The 24,086-nt window shown below is 49.4% G+C and carries 19 protein-coding genes, 1 tRNA gene and 1 pseudogene; 12 read left to right on the forward strand and 9 right to left on the reverse strand.

The features are described 5' to 3' along the window. Window positions 1-138: 138 nt before the first annotated feature. Window positions 139-223: transfer RNA gene (locus tag Q4491_RS00005), tRNA-Tyr, on the reverse strand. Between the two features lie 215 nt (window positions 224-438). Between Q4491_RS00005 and Q4491_RS00010 the strand changes: the two genes are divergently transcribed. Together Q4491_RS00010 and Q4491_RS00015 are read left to right on the forward strand one after the other, a co-directional pair. Next, window positions 439-1,548 (forward strand): efflux RND transporter periplasmic adaptor subunit, encoded by a 1,110-nt coding sequence (locus tag Q4491_RS00010; protein WP_237793969.1) that lies wholly within the window; start codon window positions 439-441, stop codon window positions 1,546-1,548. Next, complete coding sequence (locus Q4491_RS00015; protein ID WP_303453014.1) at window positions 1,548-4,688, forward strand: multidrug efflux RND transporter permease subunit; 3,141 nt, start codon at window positions 1,548-1,550, stop codon at window positions 4,686-4,688. Before Q4491_RS00010 ends, Q4491_RS00015 begins: the two co-directional genes overlap by 1 nt. A 60-nt stretch (window positions 4,689-4,748) precedes the next feature. Here the strand turns inward: Q4491_RS00015 and Q4491_RS00020 are convergent, their stop codons facing one another. Then, window positions 4,749-5,372 (reverse strand): porin family protein, encoded by a 624-nt coding sequence (locus Q4491_RS00020; RefSeq protein WP_192017035.1) that lies wholly within the window; start codon window positions 5,370-5,372, stop codon window positions 4,749-4,751. A gap of 319 nt (window positions 5,373-5,691) precedes the next feature. On the opposite strand from Q4491_RS00020, the gene rluF reads away from it, so the two are divergent. Next, a complete protein-coding gene (gene rluF / locus Q4491_RS00025) occupies window positions 5,692-6,753 on the forward strand; it encodes a 23S rRNA pseudouridine(2604) synthase RluF (protein WP_303453025.1) in 1,062 nt (353 codons plus the stop codon). A gap of 92 nt (window positions 6,754-6,845) precedes the next feature. Continuing rightward, window positions 6,846-7,943 (forward strand): chorismate synthase, encoded by a 1,098-nt coding sequence (aroC, locus tag Q4491_RS00030; RefSeq protein ID WP_303453028.1) that lies wholly within the window; start codon window positions 6,846-6,848, stop codon window positions 7,941-7,943. A gap of 65 nt (window positions 7,944-8,008) precedes the next feature. Here aroC and Q4491_RS00035 read toward each other — a convergent pair. After that, a pseudogene (locus Q4491_RS00035) lies at window positions 8,009-9,064 on the reverse strand (UDP-N-acetylglucosamine 4,6-dehydratase family protein); the annotation flags it as partial. A gap of 337 nt (window positions 9,065-9,401) precedes the next feature. On the opposite strand from Q4491_RS00035, the gene Q4491_RS00040 reads away from it, so the two are divergent. Together Q4491_RS00040 and Q4491_RS00045 are read left to right on the forward strand one after the other, a co-directional pair. Next, complete coding sequence (locus Q4491_RS00040) at window positions 9,402-9,935, forward strand: elongation factor P hydroxylase (protein ID WP_303453031.1); 534 nt, start codon at window positions 9,402-9,404, stop codon at window positions 9,933-9,935. A gap of 90 nt (window positions 9,936-10,025) precedes the next feature. After that, window positions 10,026-10,295: a YfcL family protein gene (locus Q4491_RS00045; RefSeq protein ID WP_303453034.1), complete on the forward strand. Its 270-nt coding sequence runs from the start codon at window positions 10,026-10,028 to the stop codon at window positions 10,293-10,295. Between the two features lie 136 nt (window positions 10,296-10,431). Here the strand turns inward: Q4491_RS00045 and Q4491_RS00050 are convergent, their stop codons facing one another. From Q4491_RS00050 to Q4491_RS00065, 4 genes are all read right to left on the reverse strand, one after another. Continuing rightward, window positions 10,432-11,565 (reverse strand): LPS O-antigen chain length determinant protein WzzB, encoded by a 1,134-nt coding sequence (locus tag Q4491_RS00050; protein WP_303453038.1) that lies wholly within the window; start codon window positions 11,563-11,565, stop codon window positions 10,432-10,434. A gap of 371 nt (window positions 11,566-11,936) precedes the next feature. Beyond that, window positions 11,937-12,161: a hypothetical protein gene (locus tag Q4491_RS00055; RefSeq protein ID WP_027252897.1), complete on the reverse strand. Its 225-nt coding sequence runs from the start codon at window positions 12,159-12,161 to the stop codon at window positions 11,937-11,939. Between the two features lie 372 nt (window positions 12,162-12,533). After that, window positions 12,534-14,765: a YjbH domain-containing protein gene (locus tag Q4491_RS00060; RefSeq protein ID WP_303454246.1), complete on the reverse strand. Its 2,232-nt coding sequence runs from the start codon at window positions 14,763-14,765 to the stop codon at window positions 12,534-12,536. Window positions 14,766-14,779: 14 nt separating this feature from the next. Then, entirely contained in the window at window positions 14,780-15,553 is a 774-nt protein-coding gene (locus Q4491_RS00065; protein WP_303453046.1) for a capsule biosynthesis GfcC family protein, read from the reverse strand. On the opposite strand from Q4491_RS00065, the gene Q4491_RS00070 reads away from it, so the two are divergent. Beyond that, entirely contained in the window at window positions 15,552-15,689 is a 138-nt protein-coding gene (locus Q4491_RS00070; protein ID WP_303453049.1) for a hypothetical protein, read from the forward strand. The genes Q4491_RS00065 and Q4491_RS00070 overlap by 2 nt on opposite strands. A gap of 20 nt (window positions 15,690-15,709) precedes the next feature. Here the strand turns inward: Q4491_RS00070 and Q4491_RS00075 are convergent, their stop codons facing one another. Then, window positions 15,710-16,477: a YjbF family lipoprotein gene (locus Q4491_RS00075; protein WP_303453052.1), complete on the reverse strand. Its 768-nt coding sequence runs from the start codon at window positions 16,475-16,477 to the stop codon at window positions 15,710-15,712. Window positions 16,478-16,602: 125 nt separating this feature from the next. Next, window positions 16,603-16,893 (reverse strand): hypothetical protein, encoded by a 291-nt coding sequence (locus Q4491_RS00080; protein WP_303453056.1) that lies wholly within the window; start codon window positions 16,891-16,893, stop codon window positions 16,603-16,605. A gap of 888 nt (window positions 16,894-17,781) precedes the next feature. Between Q4491_RS00080 and Q4491_RS00085 the strand changes: the two genes are divergently transcribed. The 5 genes from Q4491_RS00085 (at window position 17,782) to Q4491_RS00105 (ending at window position 24,084) form a co-directional block, all read left to right on the forward strand. Further along, entirely contained in the window at window positions 17,782-18,936 is a 1,155-nt protein-coding gene (locus tag Q4491_RS00085; protein ID WP_303453059.1) for a polysaccharide export protein, read from the forward strand. A 3-nt stretch (window positions 18,937-18,939) separates the two neighbouring features. Next, window positions 18,940-19,380 carry a low molecular weight phosphotyrosine protein phosphatase gene (locus tag Q4491_RS00090; protein WP_161442408.1) on the forward strand — a complete coding sequence of 147 codons (441 nt, stop codon included), beginning with the start codon at window positions 18,940-18,942 and terminating at the stop codon, window positions 19,378-19,380. Window positions 19,381-19,543: 163 nt separating this feature from the next. Continuing rightward, window positions 19,544-21,703 carry a polysaccharide biosynthesis tyrosine autokinase gene (locus tag Q4491_RS00095; protein WP_303453066.1) on the forward strand — a complete coding sequence of 720 codons (2,160 nt, stop codon included), beginning with the start codon at window positions 19,544-19,546 and terminating at the stop codon, window positions 21,701-21,703. A 33-nt stretch (window positions 21,704-21,736) separates the two neighbouring features. Continuing rightward, window positions 21,737-22,930: a UDP-N-acetylglucosamine 4,6-dehydratase gene (locus tag Q4491_RS00100; protein ID WP_303453069.1), complete on the forward strand. Its 1,194-nt coding sequence runs from the start codon at window positions 21,737-21,739 to the stop codon at window positions 22,928-22,930. A gap of 14 nt (window positions 22,931-22,944) precedes the next feature. Continuing rightward, the gene (locus Q4491_RS00105; RefSeq protein ID WP_303453072.1) at window positions 22,945-24,084 is read left to right on the forward strand and encodes a LegC family aminotransferase; all 1,140 of its coding nucleotides are present in this window, start codon (window positions 22,945-22,947) and stop codon (window positions 24,082-24,084) included. Window positions 24,085-24,086 lie beyond the last annotated feature (2 nt).

Below are 24,086 nucleotides of genomic sequence, written 5' to 3' on the forward strand. Positions count from 1 at the left end.
CGAACCTTCGAAGGCGGAGCCGTCAGATTTACAGTCTGATCCCTTTGGCCACTCGGGAATCCCTCCACGGGATTTTTTACGTATTGTCTGGCTTTATCAGCCGTGAAAGCCGTACAGCGTACCACTTTCATAAAAAAATGGTGGAGGGGGAAGGATTCGAACCTTCGAAGGCGGAGCCGTCAGATTTACAGTCTGATCCCTTTGGCCACTCGGGAACCCCTCCACAAGTGCGGTGCGGATAATAGCAAACAGGTGAAGACTGTAAACCCTTTTTCTGAATATTCATCGTTGCTTGCTGGATTTTTCGTCGTTTTGCAAGTTACGTCTGCGGTTTGTGCTTTTTTGTGAGGAAAACTTGCTTAGCTTTACATTTCTTTACCCCGATTATTCTGTGGGTCAGATATGATTAGCCCATAACAAAGAACAGGATGCGTAAGCATGAAGAAAGTTGTTTTGGCCGTTGTGGTAGCGGCATCCCTGGCCGGCGGGGGGTATTTCTATTTTCAGCAGCAGTCTCATGCTGCCCAAGCCGCCAGTCAGCCCAAGCCTGGTCGCAGCGTGCCGGTTGCGACAGGCGAAGTAACGTCACACGAAGTGGTCAGTTCTGTCTCTCTGGTGGGTAAACTGGCCGCTCAGCGTTCAGTAACCATTGCCACGGAAGTGGCCGCCAAGGTGGATCGCATCGTGGTGGATACCGAGCGGAAAGTGACACAGGGGCAGTTGCTGGTTCAGCTCGATAACGCCAAACCCAAGGCCGCTTACGACGAAGCGAAAGCCTATTATGACGACGAAAAGCGGAAATACACCGAATATCAGCGGTTGGTGAAGCGCGGGGCGCTGACCCAGACCGAACTGATAGCGCAGCAGGCGAGCGTGAGTATCGCCAAAGCCCGTCTTGATGCGGCCAAAGCAGAGCTGGATGATCACCAGATTCGTGCACCGTTTACCGGCACTGTTGGCCTGATTGATTTCAGCGCAGGTCATACCGTGACGGTAGGCAGTGAGCTGTTTACCCTGGATGATCTGTCACAAATGCGCCTTGATGTACAAGTGCCTGAGCAATATCTGTCGAAACTGGCACCTGGTATGGCGGTACTGGCGAAAAGTCAGGCATGGCCGGACGACACCTTTCACGGCACGATTCAGGCCATTGACTCACGGGTGCAGGCCGAATCACTCAATATCCGGGTGCGCGTCTCGTTTGACAATGCCAGCGGCAAGCTCAAACCCGGCATGCTGATGGCGGCAGCATTGGATTTTACCCCGCAGCAGGCCGCGATTATTCCGGTTCAGGCGCTGGAGTATTCCGGCACCAAGCGTTTTGTTTACCTTGTTGATGCCAAAGGCATTGCACACCGAACTGAAGTGACGCTGGGCGCCAGAGTGAAAAACGAAGTGGTGATCGAATCGGGTATTCAGATCGGTGATCGTATTGTGGTTCAGGGACTGGTCAATATGCGCGACGGTCTGGCCGTGCAGGACGTCAGTCTTGGCAACCCGTCTGAGACCAAAGCGGCCAGTGTAGTGCAAGCGGGAGATAATGCCTGATGTGGTTATCTGACGTTGCAGTAAAACGCCCTGTAGTTGCAATTGTGCTGAGCGTGCTGCTGGTGGTGTTTGGTCTGGTGTCATTCAGCAAACTGCCGGTCCGGGAAATGCCCGACGTTGAAAATCCGGTGATCAGCATAGGTACTTCGTACGAAGGGGCATCGGCAACCATCATGGAAAGCCGTGTCACCACTGTGCTTGAAGACGAGCTGTCGGGCATCAGCGGCATTGAAAGCATTACTTCTACCACCCGTAACGGCAGCTCGCGGATCAGCGTTGAGTTCGAAATGGGCTGGAACCTGACCGAAGGGGTCAGCGACGTACGTGACGCCGTTTCCCGTGCCCGGCGCAGTCTGCCCGATGGCGCAGACGAGCCGATTGTCTCCAAAGATGACGGGTCAGGCGAAGCGGCTATCTATATCAATCTGACTTCAAGTGAAATGGATCGCTCGCAGCTGACGGACTACGCCGATCGGGTGCTAACCGACCGGTTCAGCCTGATCAATGGTGTCAGCTCAGTGCAACTGACCGGCGCGCTGTATAAAGTCATGTATGTCCGCCTGTTGCCTGAGCAGATGGCAGGACGCGGCGTGACTACCACGGATATTATCGACGCCCTGCGTGATGAAAACGTCGAGCTGCCGGGCGGCGAAGTGCGTAACGATGCGACCACTATGTCGGTGCGCACCGCGCGTTTGTACCGCACCGCAGAAGATTTCTCGTACCTGATGGTGCGGCATACTGAAGACGGCACGCCGATTTACCTCAAAGATGTCGCCGATGTGGCCATAGGTGCGCAAAACGAAGATGCCACCTTCAAGAGCAATGGCGTATCGAGCCTGAGCTTGGGTATAGTGCCGATGTCAGACGCCAACCCGCTGCAAGCCGCCGATGCGGTACAAAAAGAAGTGGACCGATTACAGCGTTTTCTGCCGGACGGTACCCAGTTGGCAGTGGATTATGACTCGACCATCTTTATTGAACGCTCGATCAACGAGGTCTACAACACCTTGTTGATCACAGGCGCGTTGGTGGTGCTGGTGCTGTATGTCTTTATCGGCCAGGCAAGGGCGACCCTGATCCCGGCGGTCACTGTTCCGGTGTCGCTGATTTCCGCCTTCATGGCCGCTTACTATCTCGGTTTTTCCATCAACCTGCTGACCCTGATGGCCCTGATTCTGGCTATCGGCCTGGTGGTGGATGATGCCATAGTGGTGGTCGAAAACATTTACCACCATATCGAAAGGGGCGAGCCACCTTTGCTGGCTGCCTTTAAAGGCACCAGAGAGGTCGGGTTTGCCGTAATTGCCACCACACTGGTACTGGTCATGGTCTTCCTGCCTATCGGTTTTATGGATGGCATGGTGGGACCGCTGTTCACCGAATTTTCCGTGCTGCTGGCGATGTCTGTGCTGTTCTCCTCCCTGGTGGCACTGACCTTAAGTCCGGTGCTGGGCAGTAAGCTGCTCAAAGCCAATGTCAAACCCGGGCCGTTTAACCGCTTTGTCGACCGTCAGTTTGCTGCACTGGAGGCTGTGTACCGCAAAGCCGTCACTCAGGCCGTTCGCTGGCGCTGGGCTGCGCCATTGCTGATTGTCGCTGTGGTAGGCGCCAGTGTCTGGCTGTTCAAAATGGTCCCGAGCCAGCTTGCGCCCTCTGAAGACAGAGGGGTGATCTTTGCCTTTGTCCGCGGCGCGGAAGCGACCAGTTATAACCGCATGGTCGGCAATATCGAGCAGGTTGAGCAGCGCTTGTTGCCCATGGTAGGCAAAGGGCTGATCCGCTCTGTCAGCATCCAGACCCCGGCCTTTGGCGGCCGGGCCGGGGATCAGACCGGTTTTGTGATCATGCAGCTGGAAGACTGGGAAGATCGCGATGTCAGCGCGACTCAGGCGCTCGGGGTGATCCGCAAAGCCCTGCAGGGCATTCCGGATATCCGTGTCTGGCCTTTCATGCCGGGATTCCGGGGCGGTTCTTCCGAGCCGATGCAGTTTATCCTCAATGGTGCCGATTACGACGAGCTGTTTGCCTGGGCCACCAAACTGAAAGATGTCGCGCAGGGCAGCGGCATGATGGACGGCGTGGACATAGATTACGCCGAAACCACCCCAGAGCTGGTGGTGACGGTTGATCGCCCCCGGGCAGCCGAGCTGGGCATTCCGCAGTCGGATATCGCAGAAACGCTGGAAGTCATGCTGGGCGGGCGCAGTGAAACCACGTTTGTTGAGCGTGGTGAAGAATACGATGTGTATTTGCGCGGAGATGAAAACAGTTTTAACAATGCAATGGATCTGAGCCGGATTTACGTCCGTGCCAAGAACGGTGAGCTGGTTTCGCTCAACAGTGTGGCGAAAGTCGAAGAAGTGGCGGCGGCCCGCAAGCTGAGCCATAACGAGAAGCAGAAGTCGATCACCATTTCTGCCAACCTGCTGCCCGGCCATACCTTGGGTGAAGCGCTGGACTTTATGGATGAGCAGGCTTTGTCTATGCTGCCGAGTGATATTGTTATCGACTATGGTGGCGAATCGAAAGATTTCCGCGAGAACCAGAGCAGTATGGCGATGATCTTCGGTCTGGCGTTGCTGGTGGCTTATCTGGTACTGGCGGCGCAGTTCGAAAGCTTCATTAACCCTATGGTGGTGATGCTGACCGTTCCGCTGGGGATCTTCGGCGGCTTGCTGGGACTGATCCTGATGGGGCAGAGTCTGAATATCTACAGTCAGATCGGCATGATCATGCTGATTGGTATGGTGACCAAAAACGGCATTCTGATTGTTGAATTTGCCAACCAGCTCAGGGATAAAGGCATCGCCTTTGAGCAGGCCATTGTCGATGCCTCAGCACGGCGTTTACGCCCGATTCTGATGACGGCATTCACCACCTTGTTTGGTGCCTTGCCACTGCTGCTGTCGACTGGCGCAGGTTATGAAAGCCGTATTTCGGTCGGTACTGTGGTGTTCTTCGGCATGGCGTTTGCGACTTTGGTGACTTTGTTCGTGATCCCGGCCATGTATCGCCTGGTGTGCGCGAAAACCCAGTCACCGGGTCATGTCGCGGCGCAGCTGCAAAAAGCCCTGGAGCATGATTATGTCGGACGTCGGTCTCACGGCGAACTGCCATTGAATGAAACAGGTAAATAAATATAAAGGGGCGTAAAGCCCCTTTGTCTTACTGAGTTTCGTTTTATGGTTTGGATGTGATCAGAAGCGATATCCTACCGCTATTTGAGCGCCCTGATAGTCGAAGTAATCACTGAAATCATCCAGTGAACTGTCTGCTAAATTTGTCAGGTATTCGCCGCGAATCATAAAGTTATCATTGATATTCCATTGGATACCCACACCACCATCCAGCATGGCACCAGTATCGCTGGAGTTTAATGTGTAGCCATTCAGGCTTGAACCGGAAACTTCTGCATCGGCACTGACCATAGAAGCGTTCAGGCGTGCGTAAAGTTTAATGCCTGAATTACCCAGTTCACCGGTTGACGGCACAACACTGACGCCAATCTGGCTGAGTGAAAGCTCAATTTTAGTATTATCATAAGGATTCCATTCATTGGAATATTCTGTCGAGCTGAAACTGATGAAGGTTTCCAGAGCAAGATATTCACTGAACTCGTGACCCAACCCCAGAGAAAGGTTTGGTGTAATATCTTCAGTAATTGCATCGGGTTTGTCTTTCATCGTCAGGCCGATAGTACCAATACCACCATAAAAATACGTTTTGTTGGATGAGACTGTCTCGGCGGGTGATGATGTCTCTGCAAAAGTAGGGGCGGAGGCCATGAAACATGCAGCAGAAAGAATAACGATTGATTTCATTGATATAACCAACTTTGTATTAAAATGTTTAATGTAAAAAAGCGAGAAGCTTAATACCAAACCCATTAAATGAAATCAAGCGAACTGATATCTAATGCGTATTATGAGGCAGTGAATACCATGGGTACGCCTTTTTTGTATCTAAAATGACGCATTGGAATATCAAACGTTGAGTGAAATCAATCTGATACTGTGTAAAGGATTGATGAGTCAGTCTGTTTCGTTGTTCATTAGATGTTAAAGCATGGAAATTCGACTATTTTTCAGTAAAATCCCTGCTTCCGAACGCGTTGTGAAACGCACAATGAAGAAGATCATCATGCCAGAAAATAAACCTCAGTCTCGTAATGACGCACCATCCTCAGACACCAGTCTGGTTCGCCTGAATAAATTTATCAGTGACACAGGTTACTGCTCGCGCCGGGAAGCCGACAAACTGATTGAGCAAGGCCGGGTGCTGATTAACGGCCAGCAGCCAGAAATGGGGGTGAAAGTCGGCCCGGATGATGAAGTACTGGTGGATGACAAACCGCTGCGCCGCAAAGAGCAGCCTGTTTATATTGCGCTGAACAAGCCCGCCGGGATCACCTGCACCACGGAAAGGCATGTTGAAGGGAATATTGTTGACTTCATTGGCCACCGCAAACGTATTTTCCCGATCGGCCGGCTGGATAAGGCGTCTGATGGTCTGATTTTCATGACCAATGACGGCGATATCGTCAACAAGATCCTCCGCGCCGGTAACTCGCACGAAAAAGAATATGTAGTGCGGGTGGATAAACCGGTGACTGAGGCGTTTCTGGCCAAAATGGCCTCCGGTGTTGAGATTCTCGATACCGTCACTCTGCCTTGTAAAGTCACCAAAGAAACCACCTATTCCTTTCGTATTGTGCTGACGCAGGGCCTTAACCGCCAGATCCGTCGTATGTGTGAAGCACTGGGCTTTGAAGTGTATAAACTTCGCCGCGTCCGCATCATGAATATCACCATTGACGGTCTGACAAACGGTAAATGGCGCTATCTGACCGATGATGAAATGGCAGAGATTCACCGTTTACTGGCGCTGTCGAGCAAGACAGAAGAAGCGTCGCGGGTCGACAGCCAGGGGCAGGCCATCAGCAAAGCCACAGACGCTAAACTGTACGATGCCCGCCAGCAGAGTGAGCAGGAAGCGCCGGTCAGGTACAAAACCTATAAAGGTAAAGGCGAGGTCGAGCGTCGTCGTCCGGGCGGCAAACCGGGCAAATCGCCGCAGCGACCGCACGATAAGAAATCCGGCGGGCAAGCGGGCAAAGGGCCGAAAGGCGGCCGTCCGGACCGTTCAGGTCATGAGTCGACATCGCCCGGCATAAAAAAATGGAAGTCTAAGAAAGACCAGTAACGGCTCAACGCCGATTCTGCTTGCATTCCCCTGCGCAACTTTGCACTATTCAATGATTACAAAAAGCCAGAAGCAAAGTTACAGGGGAAGTCATGGCAGGCAACACAATTGGACAAGTTTTTCGCGTCACCACCTTCGGCGAAAGCCATGGTCTGGCGCTGGGCTGCATCGTTGATGGTTGCCCTCCGGGGTTGGCACTGACAGAAGCCGACATGCAGCACGATCTCGACCGTCGTCGGCCGGGAACCTCTAAGTACACCACACAACGCCGTGAGCCGGATGAGGTCAAAATCCTGGCCGGCGTGTTTGAAGGCCAGACAACCGGTACTTCTATCGGTCTGATGATCGAAAATACTGATCAACGTTCAAAAGACTACTCCCAGATTAAAGATCTGTTCCGTCCCGGCCATGCTGATTATACCTACGAGCAAAAATACGGCGTCCGCGATTACCGCGGCGGCGGCCGTTCTTCCGCCCGTGAAACCGCGATGCGGGTAGCGGCTGGTGCAATCGCTAAAAAATACCTCAAACAGGTTCACGGTATCGAAGTGCGTGCTTACTTATCGCAAATGGGCGACGTCAGTATTGATACGGTTGATTGGGATCAGGTCGAGCAGAATGCGTTTTTCTGCCCGGATGCCTCGAAAGTCGACGCGCTGGATGAGCTGATCCGCAAACTCAAGAAGGAAGGCGATTCCATCGGTGCCAAACTGACAGTCGTGGCTGAGAATGTCCCGGTTGGACTGGGTGAGCCGGTGTTTGATCGCCTGGATGCCGACATTGCCCATGCGCTTATGGGTATCAACGCAGTGAAAGGCGTGGAAATTGGCGATGGCTTTGACGTTGTGACACAGCGCGGCAGCGAACACCGCGATGCTATGTCACCGCAAGGTTTCAAATCAAACCACGCTGGCGGTATCTTAGGCGGGATTTCCTCCGGTCAGGACATCGTCGCCCACCTGGCACTCAAGCCCACATCCAGCATTACCGTGCCGGGCGAGACAATCAACAAGCAGGGCGAAAGCGCTGAAGTGGTGACCCGTGGTCGGCATGATCCGTGTGTCGGCATTCGCGCCGTACCTATTGCAGAAGCCATGGTGGCTATCGTCCTGATGGATCACCTGTTGCGCCACCGCGCGCAAAACGCCGATGTGATGACCTCGACGCCTAAGCTGAAAGAAATAGAATAATCTGATTCAGAGCGGCAAGTTAAACAAAAAGAGGACGTTGGGGCGTCCTCTTTTTTTGTTGTTCGTTACTGTTTCAGACAATCGCCAGCGGCTCTTGGGCACATAAAGTGGCTTAAAAGGGAACGAATACCGTCTAAATCTGTGTCAGCACAATATTGGCTGAGTTGGTTTAAATAGGCTTCTGTTTCAGACCATGGGCTCGGTTCTTCTGTTAATACCATGATTTTGGGATGCACAGTTCTTTTTGCATTGTCTGTGATAAGCGGCTCTTCCTCGAGCTTTTCTCCAGCCCGAAGCCCGGTGAAAATGATTTCTATCTCGGGGCTGGCCTGGTGAGTATTCACCGGGTGAAATTGCTGAATCAGTCGTTTAACCAATGTTAAAACTTTAATCGGTTTCCCCATATCAAGAACGAACAGCTGTCCGTTTTCGCTCATTCCATTTGCTTGAATCACCAATTGCGCAGCTTCTGGAATAGACATGAAGTAGCGAGTTGCATCAGGATGCGTAACAGTTACTGGTCCGCCTTGCTGGATCTGCTGCCTGAATAACGGTACGGCCGAACCGGAAGAATCAAGCACGTTACCAAATCGTACTGCTGTAAATAGTGTTGTGTTCTGATACTGAGCCAGAGATTGCACTATAAGCTCTGCCAGTCGTTTGCTGGCACCCATTATATTAATAGGTTGTACGGCTTTATCGGTAGAAATCAGGGTGAAGTGGCTGATTTTAGTCTGTATTGCTGCTTTTGCTAATGCCAAAGTACCAAAGACATTATTATACAATCCCTCAATGATGTTTTGCTCTTCTTCAAGCATAGGGACATGTTTGTATGCTGCAGCATGATAAAGGTTATCTACCTGATGTTTTACCATCAGCGATTGAGTTCTCTGCTGATTTTGAACAGAACCTAAAGCTGCGACCAATGGAATCTCAAGGCCCAGGTTTTTGAGTTGCAAACTGATTTCCTGATGAATGCGGTATAAGTTAAATTCATTTAACTCAAATAGAACTAATTTTCTGGGTTTCAGTGGGATGATCTGTCTGCATAACTCTGAACCAATTGAACCTCCAGCACCCGTAATCATCACGGTTTTGCCGGTAATATTTTTTGACATAAGCGATGTCAGAGGCAGCACTTGCTCACGGTCTAACAATGTTTCGATGTTTATAGTGGTTTTTGGCATGAGTGATTCTGTGAGCATGGAAAATCGCGATGTCGATATTACGGGCAACAGTATGCTTGGATAATAATTTGCATTATCTTGCTACTAGGCGTTCAGGAAGGCTGCATCATACCATGGGCTTCAGTGCTAGCGTGAGTCTCCTCGTGATGTAAGGCTTATGTGTTGCGGTTAGCACTATGATCCCAAACCCGCTATAATCGGCGGCATTCTTGCGGGAGGGGCTGGGATAATCAGCGCGACCTCCCAGATGTTAAATGAAGCCACACAGTCCATGCCTCACGATTATAACGACCTGATAACACTCTTTAACCGCACTTTCTTAACCAGCCTCAACACCGAATTGGTGCTGGGCGGTGATGAGCCGGTTTATCTTCCTGCCGATACTGGGCACCCGCATCACAGAATTGTGTTTGCCCGTGGTTACTTCGCCTCTGCACTGCACGAGATAGCGCACTGGTGTATTGCCGGCCCCGAGCGTCGCTTGCTGGAAGATTATGGCTACTGGTATTTGCCAGACGGGCGGGACGCTGATCAGCAGGCAGTGTTTGAGCAGGTTGAAGTGAAACCTCAGGCGGTAGAGTGGCTGTTGTCGGCCAGTTGCGGCTTTCGTTTTCAGGTCAGCTGCGACAACCTGAGTGGTGATCATGAGCCGGATCGGGTAGCATTTACCCGCAAAGTCCGCCAGCAGGTGCAGCATTACCTGAATGGCCATACACCGGAGCGAGCAGGCATACTGTCAGAAGTGTTGCGTCAGCATTATGGTGTCCAACCGCTCAGCGCAGACGATTTTCCTGAGCCGCTTTGATTCGCATCACAGCAATGCGTATCAGTGGCGTGAGTAAACCTATTCTGATCCGCACAGGGCCAGATTCAGATAAAACGAAAGAGTGACGAGATGATCCAGCAATACGAAGAAAAGCTGCTCACCCTGATTGACCTGATGGTGGAAACCGCATCGGATGACGAGTTATTTGCAGGCGGTTACCTGCGTGGCCACATTTCGTTGTCGGCAGCAGAGTGTGAACGTGACGGCATTGCGTCTTTGGAAGCCATGAACCAGGTGGTGAATGACAGTCTGAAGCATGCGCAGTCTGAACTGAACCCTGCCGATCAGCAGCTGGTGAAATCACTGTGGCTTCAGCTACAACAATCAGCGGTTGAATAGCTGCTCTGGTTCGATTGCCGTAATCCAGGCACATTGCCAGTAACTGAAACAGAAGTACAAATAGATACAAAAAGGCCAGTCCGGGTAACGGACTGGCCTTTTTGTTTATGCCGTCTCTGATTGCTTGTGTTGGCAATCAGTCGTGATTTCTGAACGCAGAGCGAATCAGAACAAAGGCCACAGCCAGCATACCGCCCAGCAGGGTGGCGATCACTACAATCAGTGAGCGTTTAGGTTTGTCTTTGGTCACCGGCTTTTCTACGTTTTCAAGAAAACGGTAGGTTTTGAATTTGATATTTTTATCCAGTTCAGTGCCCTGCAGCAGCGACAGACGCGCTTCTACCTGCTGAATGCGGGGTTCAACCACGCTCAGGTTTTTTACCGATTCCAGGGCACTCACTTTGGCCGCCAGTGCTTTGGCACCTAAGTTGATGGCAAAGATCTCGTTATCACCCAGGTTCTGAACCGGCTGATTGACATCCGCGGCGCTGGCGATATTCAGGGCGTATTGGGTACGCTCTTTTTCAACCTGCAGATAACTGCTGGCCTGACTGCGCAGTACCTTAAGCTGTTGTTTCAGCTCATACTCTTTGGCTGACACCAGCGCCTGCACGTTAGCTAATGTATCGTTATAGACTTTAGCTGAAACGAAATCGATGTACTGTTTCAGCATATCAAAGCTACTGTTGCTGGTGGTGGCCTGCAGGTTAATCACGAAGGTATCGGATTCCTGCTTGCTGGCTGGCTGAGCGGTGATTTTCTCGAACCAGTCTTCTAACTCTTTGTCAGTGTCTTCTTCAGCGGCGACATTATTGTCAGTCAGAAACTGCTGAAAATCGCTACTGTTCATTAAGAATGCCTTCTTGTTTTCCAGCGAATTAAAGCCGTTGATGAAATGCTTAAACAGCACTTCGGCATCAGCTACATCCAGAAGCTGGGTGCTGACCAGTACTGTACCGTCGGCCTGATAAACATCAAAGGCAGGCTGGAAGGCACTAATTTCGCGTTGCAGCTGGGCAAAGTCGGTGATCTGAGGTTGAATCACTTTGGCTTTGGCCGTCCACCATTCCTGCGCGGTCAGTGCGTAGGCAACACCTGCGATGGCGAAAACAACAGTAATCAGCGCTATCAGCAGCTTTTCTTGCCACAGTGTTCTTACCAGCTGGACGAGATCAATTTCATCAGTGCTGTCTGGTGTTGGCATAGTTTGATTAGATTGATGAACAAGTTGAGGGCCTGACGGGACGGCTTTTGTGTGTGTATCTGTCACTATGACACTTCCATTGATAACTGCAATTTGTGATGCGATAAAGAAGAAAAGTAAAAAATTATCTTTGTAATTTTATCTTAATGTGTTCAGTAGAGCATTAGAATTAAGTAAATATGTACTCACAAGGCAAATTATAGGTGGGTGCTCTTAGCGGAAGCAAGCAGCCATAGGCCACTTGCAGGAAATTATTGAACAAGTTTCTACTATCCGTGATCCCTGACAAAAAAATCGGGATAACCGAGGCTCATCAAAAGTTACTTTTTATACAAAAAAGCAACATTCCCTTAAGCGTGGCCTAAAGGCACGGGATGCCGAGCCCCGCTCTCGCTTTGATTTGCGATGTTCGCTTTCATTTGCAATGAATGTCAGGGTCAATCGACTGAATAGGGGAAGCTGATATATTTGCGCCGGTAGTTTGACGAACCAGCAAAAAGAGTCAGCAGGAACATGACGGCCAATAACCCCAAACTGAACACGATATCCTCCTGAACTACCAGTTGGTAACAGCAGGTGGCAAAAAACGCGATCGCCAGCAACAGGTTGATTTTATGCAGTACGGGAAATGTTACCGAAAAAACAGCATATTTTCTGAACATATTTCTACCTCACAAACGTCGATTACGAGATCACTCCATCAGTTCAGGAAGGCGACAGTATTCGATGAAGATTAATATTTAGCCACTTTTTATATAGTCGGTACGGGATCCCGGTGCAACGGCTCAGCAGAGTGACTGGGAGCGTAGTAGCGCAGAGGTGCAATAAATCCATTCATTTTGCAGGGTTAATTGTTGGCGAAATCAGACACACAGAGCAACTAAAAAGAGTTGAAAGGATATAAAGAAAGCTAAAAAACAGGAGAAAAAGCGAAGAGGGCAGAAAAGCAGGAGCGGTTGCGATCTCAGCAGTAAGCTGACCCGCCGAGGCGGGCCATCCAGTGTCACCTGACTATAAAGTCATGATCCTCATACTTATTCCGCTTGCATCATTTTCCGGCTGTACCAGGGATAACGCGCATCGGTAATGTTATAGAGCTGGTACTTACGGTTGAGCATCTGCCCGCCGTCGCGCGTCAGAGGAAGCCAGGAAATATTGGCGCGGTTGCGGCTTGGTTTTACTGTCATCAGATCGTAAGGGATCGAGATGTAAAAGCCTTTATTGTAACTGCCCTCACCAAATTCTTCGGCCGACAGGTTGGTTTTGGTCACAAAGGCACCGGCAATCACCCCACTGTCAAACTGCTTGGAGAAGTCGAAGGTTACACCCACATCTTCTGTCAGGTAGCGCCCGGCACTGATTTTCATCAGCGTATTGGGTAACAAAGACCACTGCGGCTGGTAATAGAAAGTGGCGTGGCCGGTTAGCGCGCCAGTTTGCACTTTGTAGTCACGTCCTGTGATGGGGTCAAAATGCACCTCGTCATGGAAAAGACCAAACTGGGTATCCGGGTCTCGCTGAATCACGTAGTTCATATCAGCACCCAGCGCCCAGTTTTTCCCCATAGGGCGATAAAGCACTTCACTGCCGGCACCGGCAAACATCATTTCCAGGTAACCTGTGTACGCTTGCCCGTACCAGTTATCCGCCAGTTGATCCATCCAGGTCAGCTGAAGATTGTTGACCCGGATCGGATTGCCATCAATGTACTGGCGAACCAGAGTACGAACACGTTTTAAATCTGTGCCATCGGGCGGCACATCGTAGAGGAACTTATCATAGTTATCGAACAGATTGAGATAGACGCTGCCGCCCAGTTCCCAATGGTCTGTCATGTGGTAACTGGCACCAGCCGTCACCCCTAAGTTGTACAGATAAAACCCTTCCGAGCCACCAAAAGACTGCTGAAGGGTCGGGGACACACTCAGGTCCCATTTGTCAGTGTCTGTCGCAATCAACCGGCCTTGTGGTTGTGCCGGTACCTGATGAGTGATGGCATCATCGATAGAGGCATTGACATAGCTGTGACTGGCGACCTGATCAAATGCCTTCACATTCACCCGGGTTTCTTTGACCGGCAGCTTGTTGCTGGTTTCGATCAGGCGGTACTCGCTATAAAGCGGCAGGCCGGTGTCAGGATCTGTCGGTAACTGATTGCTGAGCAGGGTCGCCGCACGCTGATAGCCCTGGTCACGATCCCGGTATTTGTTCTGCGGCGCCTCTACAGTCACTGTATGGTCATCTGCGTACAGGGTCGGGTTTTCATAACCGGCGTTGGTATGCAACTGATTTGCGATGTTCTGCCAGTCTGCGCTGGTGGTGGACCGTTTTTGCCTGTCGGGCGCATAAGTGGTGGCAGGTGTATCGCGCCAGGAGGTTGTCAGCTGATTAAAATTGGTATTAAGGTTAAAACCGGCGGTCCAGGTATTGCCGCGCTCATAGCTTATTCGCAGATCACCCCAGTCGCCCAGGCGGTATAACACCCCCAGGTTTATCGGGCTGTCCTGAGACATATCCGAGTCCGCACGGGTTACAGGAAAATCACTGGTATAGTCGTTGCCGTCATATTCCAGTTTCAGTCGCAAAGGCCGCCAGGGTGTCTGGTATTCCACCCCGCCAAATAACGCCATGCAGCCGGAAAACCAGCGCTCGAAATCGACACTGCCGCCTTTGCCTTTATACTCGGTATTTCGGCCGCAGTCGCTGCTCAGGCTTTTATCGCCGGACAGATTGGCGCCGTTGCCAATGTAGCCCCAGCCCAGCCCCAGGGTAAAATCCAGCGCTCCCCAGTGTTTGCTGGCCGCAATGTATTCGCCGTCAAACAATCCGGTACCGCCAAAATCACGAATACCGACAGAGGTTTCTGGTATCCAGAAGCTTTCTTCTAATAGCCTAAGCTTAAAGTCTATGCCTTTGTCAGTGTATTTGGTGTCGCCACTGAAGTCCTCGTCCTCACTGTAGAGAACATCCTGAACTAGCGTGTAGCGTATGGTGGTTTCCAGCCAGGGGAACAACTGCAATGACACATTGTAATGCAGGTAATCCTGGTTATAGGTGGCACCAAAGGTGAACTCGCCTTCCGGCGCAACACGACCGGAAGGCATTTGGATCAGGCCTACGCCACCAAAATCGGATTGGGAAACGGAAAAATCAGGATAACTGAAGTCATCGGCATGGGCCGCAAGGGTGATAACCCCCAGAGATAATCCTGACAGAAAACGGAGACCCGGAAAACGAAGACCCAGGCGCTTGGTACAGGAAGACATAACAGGCTGATCCATCAGAAAGGCCTTTGTGAAAGCAAATGAATAATTTGAGTATTTAACGACTTCGCACTTGCTGGCAGATCGGTAAACGCAAGATAAAGAATGGCACCCGGCGCGATATCTTTATGTTGCCGGTTCCAGTACGCGATGCTGTGTTGTTCGGCTTTGCCGTCGGGCTGAATCACCCAGACGTAATCCCGGTTGGCCACCGATAACGCTTGTATCTGTTTCAGATAGCCTGCGGCATCCTGCCTTTCCTGCCACGGCAGGGAAAGATCAGCCGTATTGCTGCCGGTCGGCAGCTTAAGGGCCCCTGTCACCTTAACGGTATTGGGCCGGGTGGCGAATCGCAACACAAAAGGCCCGTTCAGCGCAGGGTTGTTGTCCGGCACAATACGCACGCGATCGCTGTCTAACGGAAGAAAAATGCGCTCACCAGGCAAAGGTGAGGCTAAACTTTGTGCCAGCTGAATAAGAGTCTCACTGGCAGCCGGGCGATGGTAGCGCCAGTGATCGGCCAGCGCTCGGATCTGCTTGTCTACGGTTTGCTGCTGCAGCGCGAGGGTCTGCTTCGCACGGTGATCGGCTTTCCATAAAAAGGAACCGCTCCAGTACAGAGCCTGAGCCGTCTTGTCTGATTTTGTCGTTAACTGGTATACATTGGCTAGCGCGTCTTGTTGAACCCGATCCAGGCGGACAGTTTGCGGGTAGCGCAGTTGCAGTTCTTTTTCGCCGCTGTCCAGCTGTACTCTGACGAAGGTGGGTGCCGCCTCAACAGGCGTCGCCATGGCGGGCGATACAATTGATGAAGCTGTTAGTATCAAAGCCGTCAGTTTAAAAACAGCCGGTATCAAAGCGGCGTTCATCATAGATCCTGGCGCGAAAAGCCATGTCTGGCGAGGCGAAAACATCCGCTGCAAGTGATTATCTGGATTCATAAACCGTTATCGTCCGTAAGCTTTAAGCAATTGTGTTTCGACTTCAGGTAAGCCGGGTGCGATAAGCTGGCGACTTTTCAGTACCTGACCACTGGCGGGCTCAATCCAGAAAGCGTTGTCAAACTGCAGATCCAGGCTGGGTACATTGACCGTCTCAACAAAATAGCGTGCAGACTGAATAATATTGTTGATCCTAATAGTCACCAGCCCTTTGTCCTCAAAGCGGGAGGTGAGCTGATAACCAAAGTGATAGCCGGGCTGCCAGTCGATGCGGCGGATCCAGGTTGTCGGCGTAGTGGGTAGTTGCAATCCGAGTGCGACCGGGTCTGGCGTTTCTGCCGTAACCTGTACCAGATTACCAAGAGGCAGGTTCAGGGTTTTCACCAGCCGCCCGTGCTCTGTCACCAGCATGCCCTTGTCGGCGGCCAGCCATTTCAGCTGCATGCTCGGTTCTGCGGCTACCGGCTCAGTTGTCTTTTGCCCGGTAGCTTCTGACTCAGTCGCTGTTTTTGACGATGTCAGAACCGCAGCAGGCTCTGCCAGTGCCAGCACCATAAAGGCCTGAGGTCCGTCTCCGATACGGGCGTACATACTGGCGTAAGGGAGCTGTTCAATCCAGGCTGCGGATTTTACTGTGTCATCATCACCGCGAACAGCAAGACGAAAGGTATCCGACACATTCTGAAATTTTTGGCTGCATCCGGATAAAAAAAGCGGTAACAGGGCGATGAGTACCAGAAAGCGTCTGTTTACAGAAAGACGGGCGTTGAGCATTAGGTATCCGCTAGTCGTAGGTCAATGGGAGTCACAGGTCAATAGTAGTCACAGGTCAATGACAGAAATAAAAATAACCGCACAGATGTGCGGTTATCGAATCAGGGACAGCAAAGCGTGTTTGCTTAGCCCCGATTTACAGACGTTGATGTCGCTGTGTCGTTGTCGTTGGCATCAATAACAGCTACGGCTGTTACTGCCACGGCAGCGCCTACAGCAACAGTAGTCGCAGTGATACCGCCAACAGCGGCAGCCGTTGCACCCGCAGTACCGGCTGCAGTACCGGCCGCAGCCGTTGAAGCTGTAGTTGCTGTGGTCGTAGAAGTAGTAGCTGTTGCAGTACCTGTGGTGCCGGTAGCTGCAAACGCTGAACTGGCCATTAGCAATGCAGCCAGAGAAACGATTACCTTGTTCATCCTATTCCCTTATTGATTTGTGTTAAGTGATAAATACTAAAGATTGCGGCTTGTTGATAACGCAAAACGCTTTTCAATGATATTTCGATATATAAAGGATAGCAATGTATAGAATGTGAAGATTGCTGATTACTGCGCTTTTAAAACAAAACATTCAGTTAGAATATTTGTACTAACTATATAAGAGGCGTTGTACTTACTGGTAAGTTCAGGAGGTTCGGTGAACATTCTGTTGAATGCATTGAAAATTGAATTTTTCTTGTGAACAATAACCTGACGGTGACTAATTACTCTAATTTGAGACCTGTTGCATTTAATGGTTTCTCAGTGGAGTGTGATTGTGTAGAATGCGGCAGCCAAAGTGACAGTCAATCAGGGCGTTTTTACACGCTCTGCAACGATTGTGATGGGGTAATACAGGCGTTTTCACAGGTTTTGCCTGAAACACAGGCAAGTGTAACCTAAATCACATTTTTCTAATAAAATGTCATCCGGCTGACACGAGTGTCATGTGAAAACGATAACCTGCACCTTGCAGAAAACATGGATGTTATTGAAGGCGTTTGGGAGCTGTAACCTAAGGGCGGTAGCGTGCCTGAAAGGTCAAGAGACTGTATATTGGCAGTCGCTGAAATACAAAAATCATTGCAGTTTCTCTTTTAACTGGCTTTCAATTCCTGTCTTTATGCGCTGTGCTGGGTGTTATGTTGCCAGTTCGTGCTCATCACTCCATCGGGTTTATCTAATTAAGCAGTTGCAGTCACTCTAGTGTGATTCAGCTGTTTGCATAATGTGTGACTAACTTGTCAATTGGCAACTGCAATTTGTAAATTGCGGTTAGTTTTTCGATCAAAATTCAATTTCTTTATTTATCAACGTTGACTGGATATGGATTTCTCTAAGAAGCTCCTTTTTACTGCTGTGGCGTCATTGTTATTAGCAGGTTGTACGGTTGTTCCCGGCTCCCATCTGTCGTTACCCGACAACAAACAACAAGCAGACAACGAAGCGTTCAACGTGTCTGAGCAGGTTAACGTCTATCCGTTGACACCCTCTGTTATTTACCAGTCAAAACGGCCAGAAGTGACAGCCAGAACCAATCCAGCGTTGGATGCCGAACTCACGGGTTATGAGTACTATATCGGCCCCGGTGATATTCTGAATATAACCATCTGGGATCACCCTGAGCTGACCATTCCTGCCGGTTCCTACCGCAGTTCCAGTGAGTCTGGTAACTGGGTCCATGCCGATGGCAGCATCTTCTATCCGTATATCGGCATTGTTCAGGTCGGCGGCAAAACCGTGACGCAAATCCGTGATGAAATCTCACGTCGGCTGGCGGCTTTTATTGAAAGCCCGCAAGTGGATGTCAATGTCGCGGCCTTCCGCTCGCAAAAAGCGTACGTAACCGGCGAAGTAAACACGCCGGGCCAGCAAGCGATCACCAATGTGCCGATGACACTCTTAGATGCGATAAACAAAGCAGGTGGGCTGGCAAAAGAAGCAGACTGGCGCAACGTGACCCTGACCCGCAATGGCATAGAACAGGATATTTCGCTGTATGCCTTAATGCAGCGTGGTGATCTGACGCAAAACCGTCTGCTTCGCCCTGGTGACATAGTGCATGTGCCGCGCAACGATGCGCAGAAAGTGTTTGTGATGGGTGAAGTGAACGCCCCGCAGTTGCTGAAAATTGACCGGGCCGGTATGACGCTGACGGAAGCACTGAGCAGTGTTGGAGGCATTAACGAACTGGAAGCGGATGCGACCGGTGTCTTTGTGATCCGCAACGTGCGCAAAAATAACAAGGCAAATACTGTATCCACAGCAGACAACGCGCAATTGGCGGACATTTACCAGCTCAATATCAAAGATGCCGCGGCACTGGTGCTGGGTACTGAATTTGAACTGGAACCCTACGATGTGGTGTATGTCACCTCGGCACCGATTGCGCGCTGGAACCGTGTAGTACGCCAGTTGCTGCCAACCATTACCGGGTTTAATCAGCTGACCGAAGGGGCAGTACGAGTGAGGGATTGGTAAGCCATGTTTAACAATATTCTTGTGGTATGCGTCGGTAATATTTGTCGCTCTCCGTCGGGAGAAGCGCTGCTCAAACAATTGCTGCCGGCTAAAAATATTCAGTCGGCAGGGTTAGGCACAGAGAAAAGTAATCTGCAGGGAAAACCTGCAGATCGCACGGCCAGCGAGATTGCCGCCGAAAATGGAGTTTCCCTTGACGGGCATCAGGCTCAGCAACTGACTTCGGCGATGTGCCGTGATGTGGATTTGATTCTGGTGATGGAAAAAAGCCATATGGATGCCGTGGCTTCCATCGTGCCTGAAGCCAGAGGCAAAACCATGCTGTTTGGGCAATGGATCGGTCAGCAGGACATTCCCGACCCCTACCGCCTGAGCCGGGAAGCGTACGAACATGCGTATCAGTTGATCGACAAAGCCGCCCGTGCCTGGGCGCAAAAGCTGTAACACCTGGCATCGTCTTTACTGACTGATGTTTACAGAGTGATGCTTAGTGAGTGATCAATAACTGTCGGTCCGAACTTTGAACGACAGTGTTTCAGACTGGGACGATCATCATGACATCCACCCTGACATCCACCATCATGAGTAGCCTGAGTAGATAGACACTATGACTGTTTCGCAACAAGTGTCGGTGAAACAATCCGACTCCGACGAGATTGATCTGGGCAAGCTGTTTGGCATTTTGCTGGACAGGCGCTGGACCATTATCGCCATTACGTTCGCCTTTGCGGTTGCCGGCATTGCTTATGCACTGTTAGCGACACCCATCTATAAAGCCGATGCCCTGCTTCAGGTTGAAAATAAAAGCAATGGAATGTCTGCCCTGGGGGAGATGGGCGATATGTTTTCGGGTGAATCTTCTTCGAGTACTGAAATTGAGATTATTCGCTCGCGCATGATCCTCGGTAAAACCGTGGACAAACTCAACCTGACCACACTGGCAGAACCTGCTGTGTTGCCTTTAATTGGTAAGGGTTTGAATCGTCTGTCCGGTAGTAAAGACAGCATTGCAATCAGTCGATTTGATATCCCTCAGGACACAGAAGAACCGGTGTATACCCTGGTGGTGGATGACCCGGACAGCGGGACTTATATCCTGTTCGACAGCGAAGAGCAGAAAGTGTTGTCAGGGAAAGTCGGCGAGTTGGCAACATCCGGCGAGTACCAGCTGTTTGTCTCGGAGCTGACGACCGAACAGGCAGGGTCAGAGTTCAGTATCAGCAAACGTTCCCGGTTAGATACTATCCAGTGGCTACAGCAGAGCCTGTCAGTCTCGGAGCGCGGTAAACAGACCGGTATTTTGCAACTCTCGTTCATTGGTGCTGATAAAGCGCAGAATACTGCGATTTTGAATGACATCAGCCAGAACTATTTTTTGCAGAACGTGGCCCGTAATTCGGCTGAAGCCGAAAAGAGTCTGGAGTTTTTACGCGGTCACCTGCCGGATGTCAAAGTACATTTGACCAAAGCAGAAGACGAGCTGAACCAGTTCCGTCAGGCCAACGATTCTATTGATCTGGGGCTGGAAGCCAAATCGACTCTGGAGGTGATGGTCACTCTGGAATCTCAGCTCAATGAACTGACCTTTAAAGAAAGTGAAATTTCACAGCGCTTCACCAAAGAGCACCCTGCTTATATTTCACTGCTGGATAAGCGAAAAACCTTATTGAGCGAGCGCGAAAAACTCAACCGCCAGGTGCAAAAGCTACCCAAAACCCAACGAGAAGTGCTGCGCTTAACCCGGGATGTAGAAGTCAACCAGCAAATCTACGTTCAGTTGCTGAACAAAGTGCAGGAACTCAATATCCTCAAAGCCAGCACGGTCGGTAATGTCCGTATCCTGGATGTCGCCCAGTCTTATACAAACGCGATTAAGCCAAAGAAAGCCTTAATCGTGGTGTTAGCGACCTTGCTGGGCGGTATGCTGGCAGTTGCGTTAGTTCTGATACGCGCCGCTTTCCACCGCGGAGTGGAAAACCCGGATGAAATTGAAGCTATTGGTTTACCTGTTTATGCCAGTATTCCGCTGTCGGACTGGCAAAGCGACATGGAAAAGAAACAAAAAACCAAGCGTCAGCACACTGTGGAAGAGAGCTTACTGGCAGTGGCAAACCCGGCGGACCTGTCGATTGAAGCGCTGCGCAGTTTACGCACCAGCCTGCACTTTGCCATGATGGAAGCTAAAAACAATATTCTGATGATTTCCGGCCCCAGCCCAGGTATCGGTAAGTCGTTTGTGTCGTCCAACATGGCGGCGGTAATAGCCAAAACCGGCCAGCGTGTGTTGCTGATCGATGCCGATATGCACAAAGGCCGGCTGGAAAAGAACATGGCGGTGAATCATACGCCGGGCCTGTCGAGTTATTTGGTTGATAAAGCTGCTATAGAAGAGATTATCAAACAGCCAGGCGTGGACAATCTGGATTTTATCGGCCGTGGTGAAGTGCCGCCTAACCCGTCTGAACTATTGATGCACCCAAGGTTTAAAAAATTGTTAGAATGGGCATCTGACAATTACGATATCGTAGTGGTGGATACCCCACCTATCCTGGCTGTAACAGATCCGGCCATTGTCGGTGCCCATGCTGGCACGACCTTACTGGTGGGACGCTTTGGCCAGAACGCAGTGAAAGAGATAGAAGTGACCAAGCAACGCTTTGAGCAAAACGGTATTGAAGTGAAAGGCTTTATTCTCAATGCGGTGCTGCGAACCGCGAGTTCGCATTATAGCGGTGGTTACTACAACTACAGTTATGAATCTAAGTAATGTCATAAAAAATTCGAAAATTGGATAAAAAGTATGAGTGATGCAATTTTACCGTTGATTGGCAGAAGTAAGGTTCTGTTTTCCGAAGATATTAGCAAAAACGAAGAACTGCTTGCTGCTGAAGTTTCTAAGTCAAGGTTTCTTGTGCTTGGTGGGGCGGGTTCAATAGGTCAGGCGGTAACAAAAGAAATATTTAAAAGAAACCCGAAAAAACTTCATGTTGTTGATATTAGTGAAAATAACATGGTTGAACTTGTTCGCGATATTCGCAGCTCTTTCGGATATATTGATGGTGATTTCCAGACATTTGCATTAGATATTGGTTCTTCAGAATATGATGCTTTCATTAAATCTGATGGCAAGTATGACTATGTTCTAAATTTATCTGCATTAAAGCATGTACGCAGTGAAAAAGACCCCTACACATTGATGCGTATGATTGATGTTAATGTCTTTAATACGGATAAAACCATCCAGCAATCAATAGATGCGAGGGTCAAGAAATATTTCTGTGTCTCTACTGATAAAGCTGCAAATCCTGTCAACATGATGGGGGCATCGAAACGTATCATGGAGATGTTTCTGATGCGTAGAAGTGAACAGATTAATATATCAACAGCACGTTTTGCGAATGTTGCTTTTTCTGATGGTTCCTTACTTCATGGTTTTAACCAGCGAATTCAAAAAAATCAACCAATTGTTGCCCCAAATGATATCAAACGCTACTTTGTCACACCTCAAGAGTCGGGTGAGTTGTGTTTGATGTCGTGTATTTTTGGTGAAAACCGCGATATCTTTTTCCCGAAATTAAGCGAAGCATTACATCTGATTACTTTTGCCGATATCGCTGTAAAATATTTGAAGCAGCGTGGTTACGAAGCGCATCTTTGTGAAAGTGAAGATGAAGCTCGTGATCTGGTAAATGTGATACCTTCGCAAGGTAAATGGCCTTGCCTTTTTACTGCTAGTGATACGACTGGCGAAAAAGATTTTGAAGAGTTTTTCACTGAAAAGGAAGTGCTTGATATGTCAAGATTTGAAAATCTTGGCATTATAAAAAATGAACTTCAATATGATATTGAGCTACTTGAGTTGTTTGAAGACGCTATCCGTAAATTTAAATATGATCAATCATGGAATAAGCAAGACATTGTTGGTTTGTTTTTTAAAATGATTCCTGACTTTGGTCATAAAGAAACCGGAAAATATTTAGATAGTAAAATGTAATGGGAGCCTCACGGATGCAAGTATCTACAATTGTCGAATTTGTTCGTGATACATATAAAACGAACGAGTTTATTCCATTACACGCTCCTACTTTTGATGGGAATGAAAAGCAATATGTAATGGAAACGTTGGAAAGTACATTTGTTTCTAGCGTCGGTAAGTTTGTTGACGATTTTGAACGCAAGATTGAAACCTATACAGGTTCTCAAAAAGCTGTTGCCACAGTCAACGGTACGGCTGCTCTACATACGGCACTATATCTTGCCGGAGTGAAAGCTGGCGACTTGGTGATAACTCAGGCACTTACATTTGTAGCAACATGCAATGCACTTTATCATATGGGAGCACAACCCATATTTGTAGATATATCTCCTGTAAGTTTAGGGCTTTGTCCAAAAGCTGTAGATGCCTATTTGAGTGAAAATGCTGAGTTAAAAGAAGGTGGCTGCTTTCATAAACAGACACACCAGCAGATAAAGGCAGTTGTGCCAATGCACACATTTGGGCATCCAGTTGAGTTGGATGAACTGATTCGTGTATGCCATAAGTGGAACCTGGTTTTAGTTGAAGATGCAGCAGAAAGCCTGGGTTCATTTTATAAAGGGAAGCATACGGGTACATTTAGTGATTACAGTGCGTTGAGTTTCAACGGAAATAAAGTCATTACTACTGGTGGTGGTGGTATGGTTTTATGTAAAAATGAAGACTTAGGTAAACAGGCAAAGCATGTCACAACAACAGCAAAAGTCCCTCATCCGTATGAGTTTTATCATGATGAGCCCGGGTTTAATTATCGAATGCCGAACATTAATGCTGCTTTAGGTTGTGCTCAAATGGAAGTCCTTGATGCATATTTGGCAAATAAAAGAGTATTAGCAAACAAATATAATCAGCTTTTTACCGGTTCAGTCTTTCAATTCGTGACAGAGCCTGAATATGCACAATCTAACTATTGGTTAAATGCAGTAATTTGTCCTGATCTTGAAACTCGTGAGCAAGTATTGAAAGAAACGAATGCTGCGGGTGTGATGACAAGACCTGTTTGGCAATTGATGCACCGACTTCCTATGTTTAAGCAGGCACTTCGAGGTGACTTGATCTGTTCTGAATATATTGAAGCGAGATTGATCAACCTGCCTAGCACTCCTGTATAAGA

It is taken from the genome of Photobacterium sp. 2_MG-2023, assembly GCF_030547675.1.
Classification (GTDB): domain Bacteria; phylum Pseudomonadota; class Gammaproteobacteria; order Enterobacterales; family Vibrionaceae; genus Photobacterium; species Photobacterium arenosum.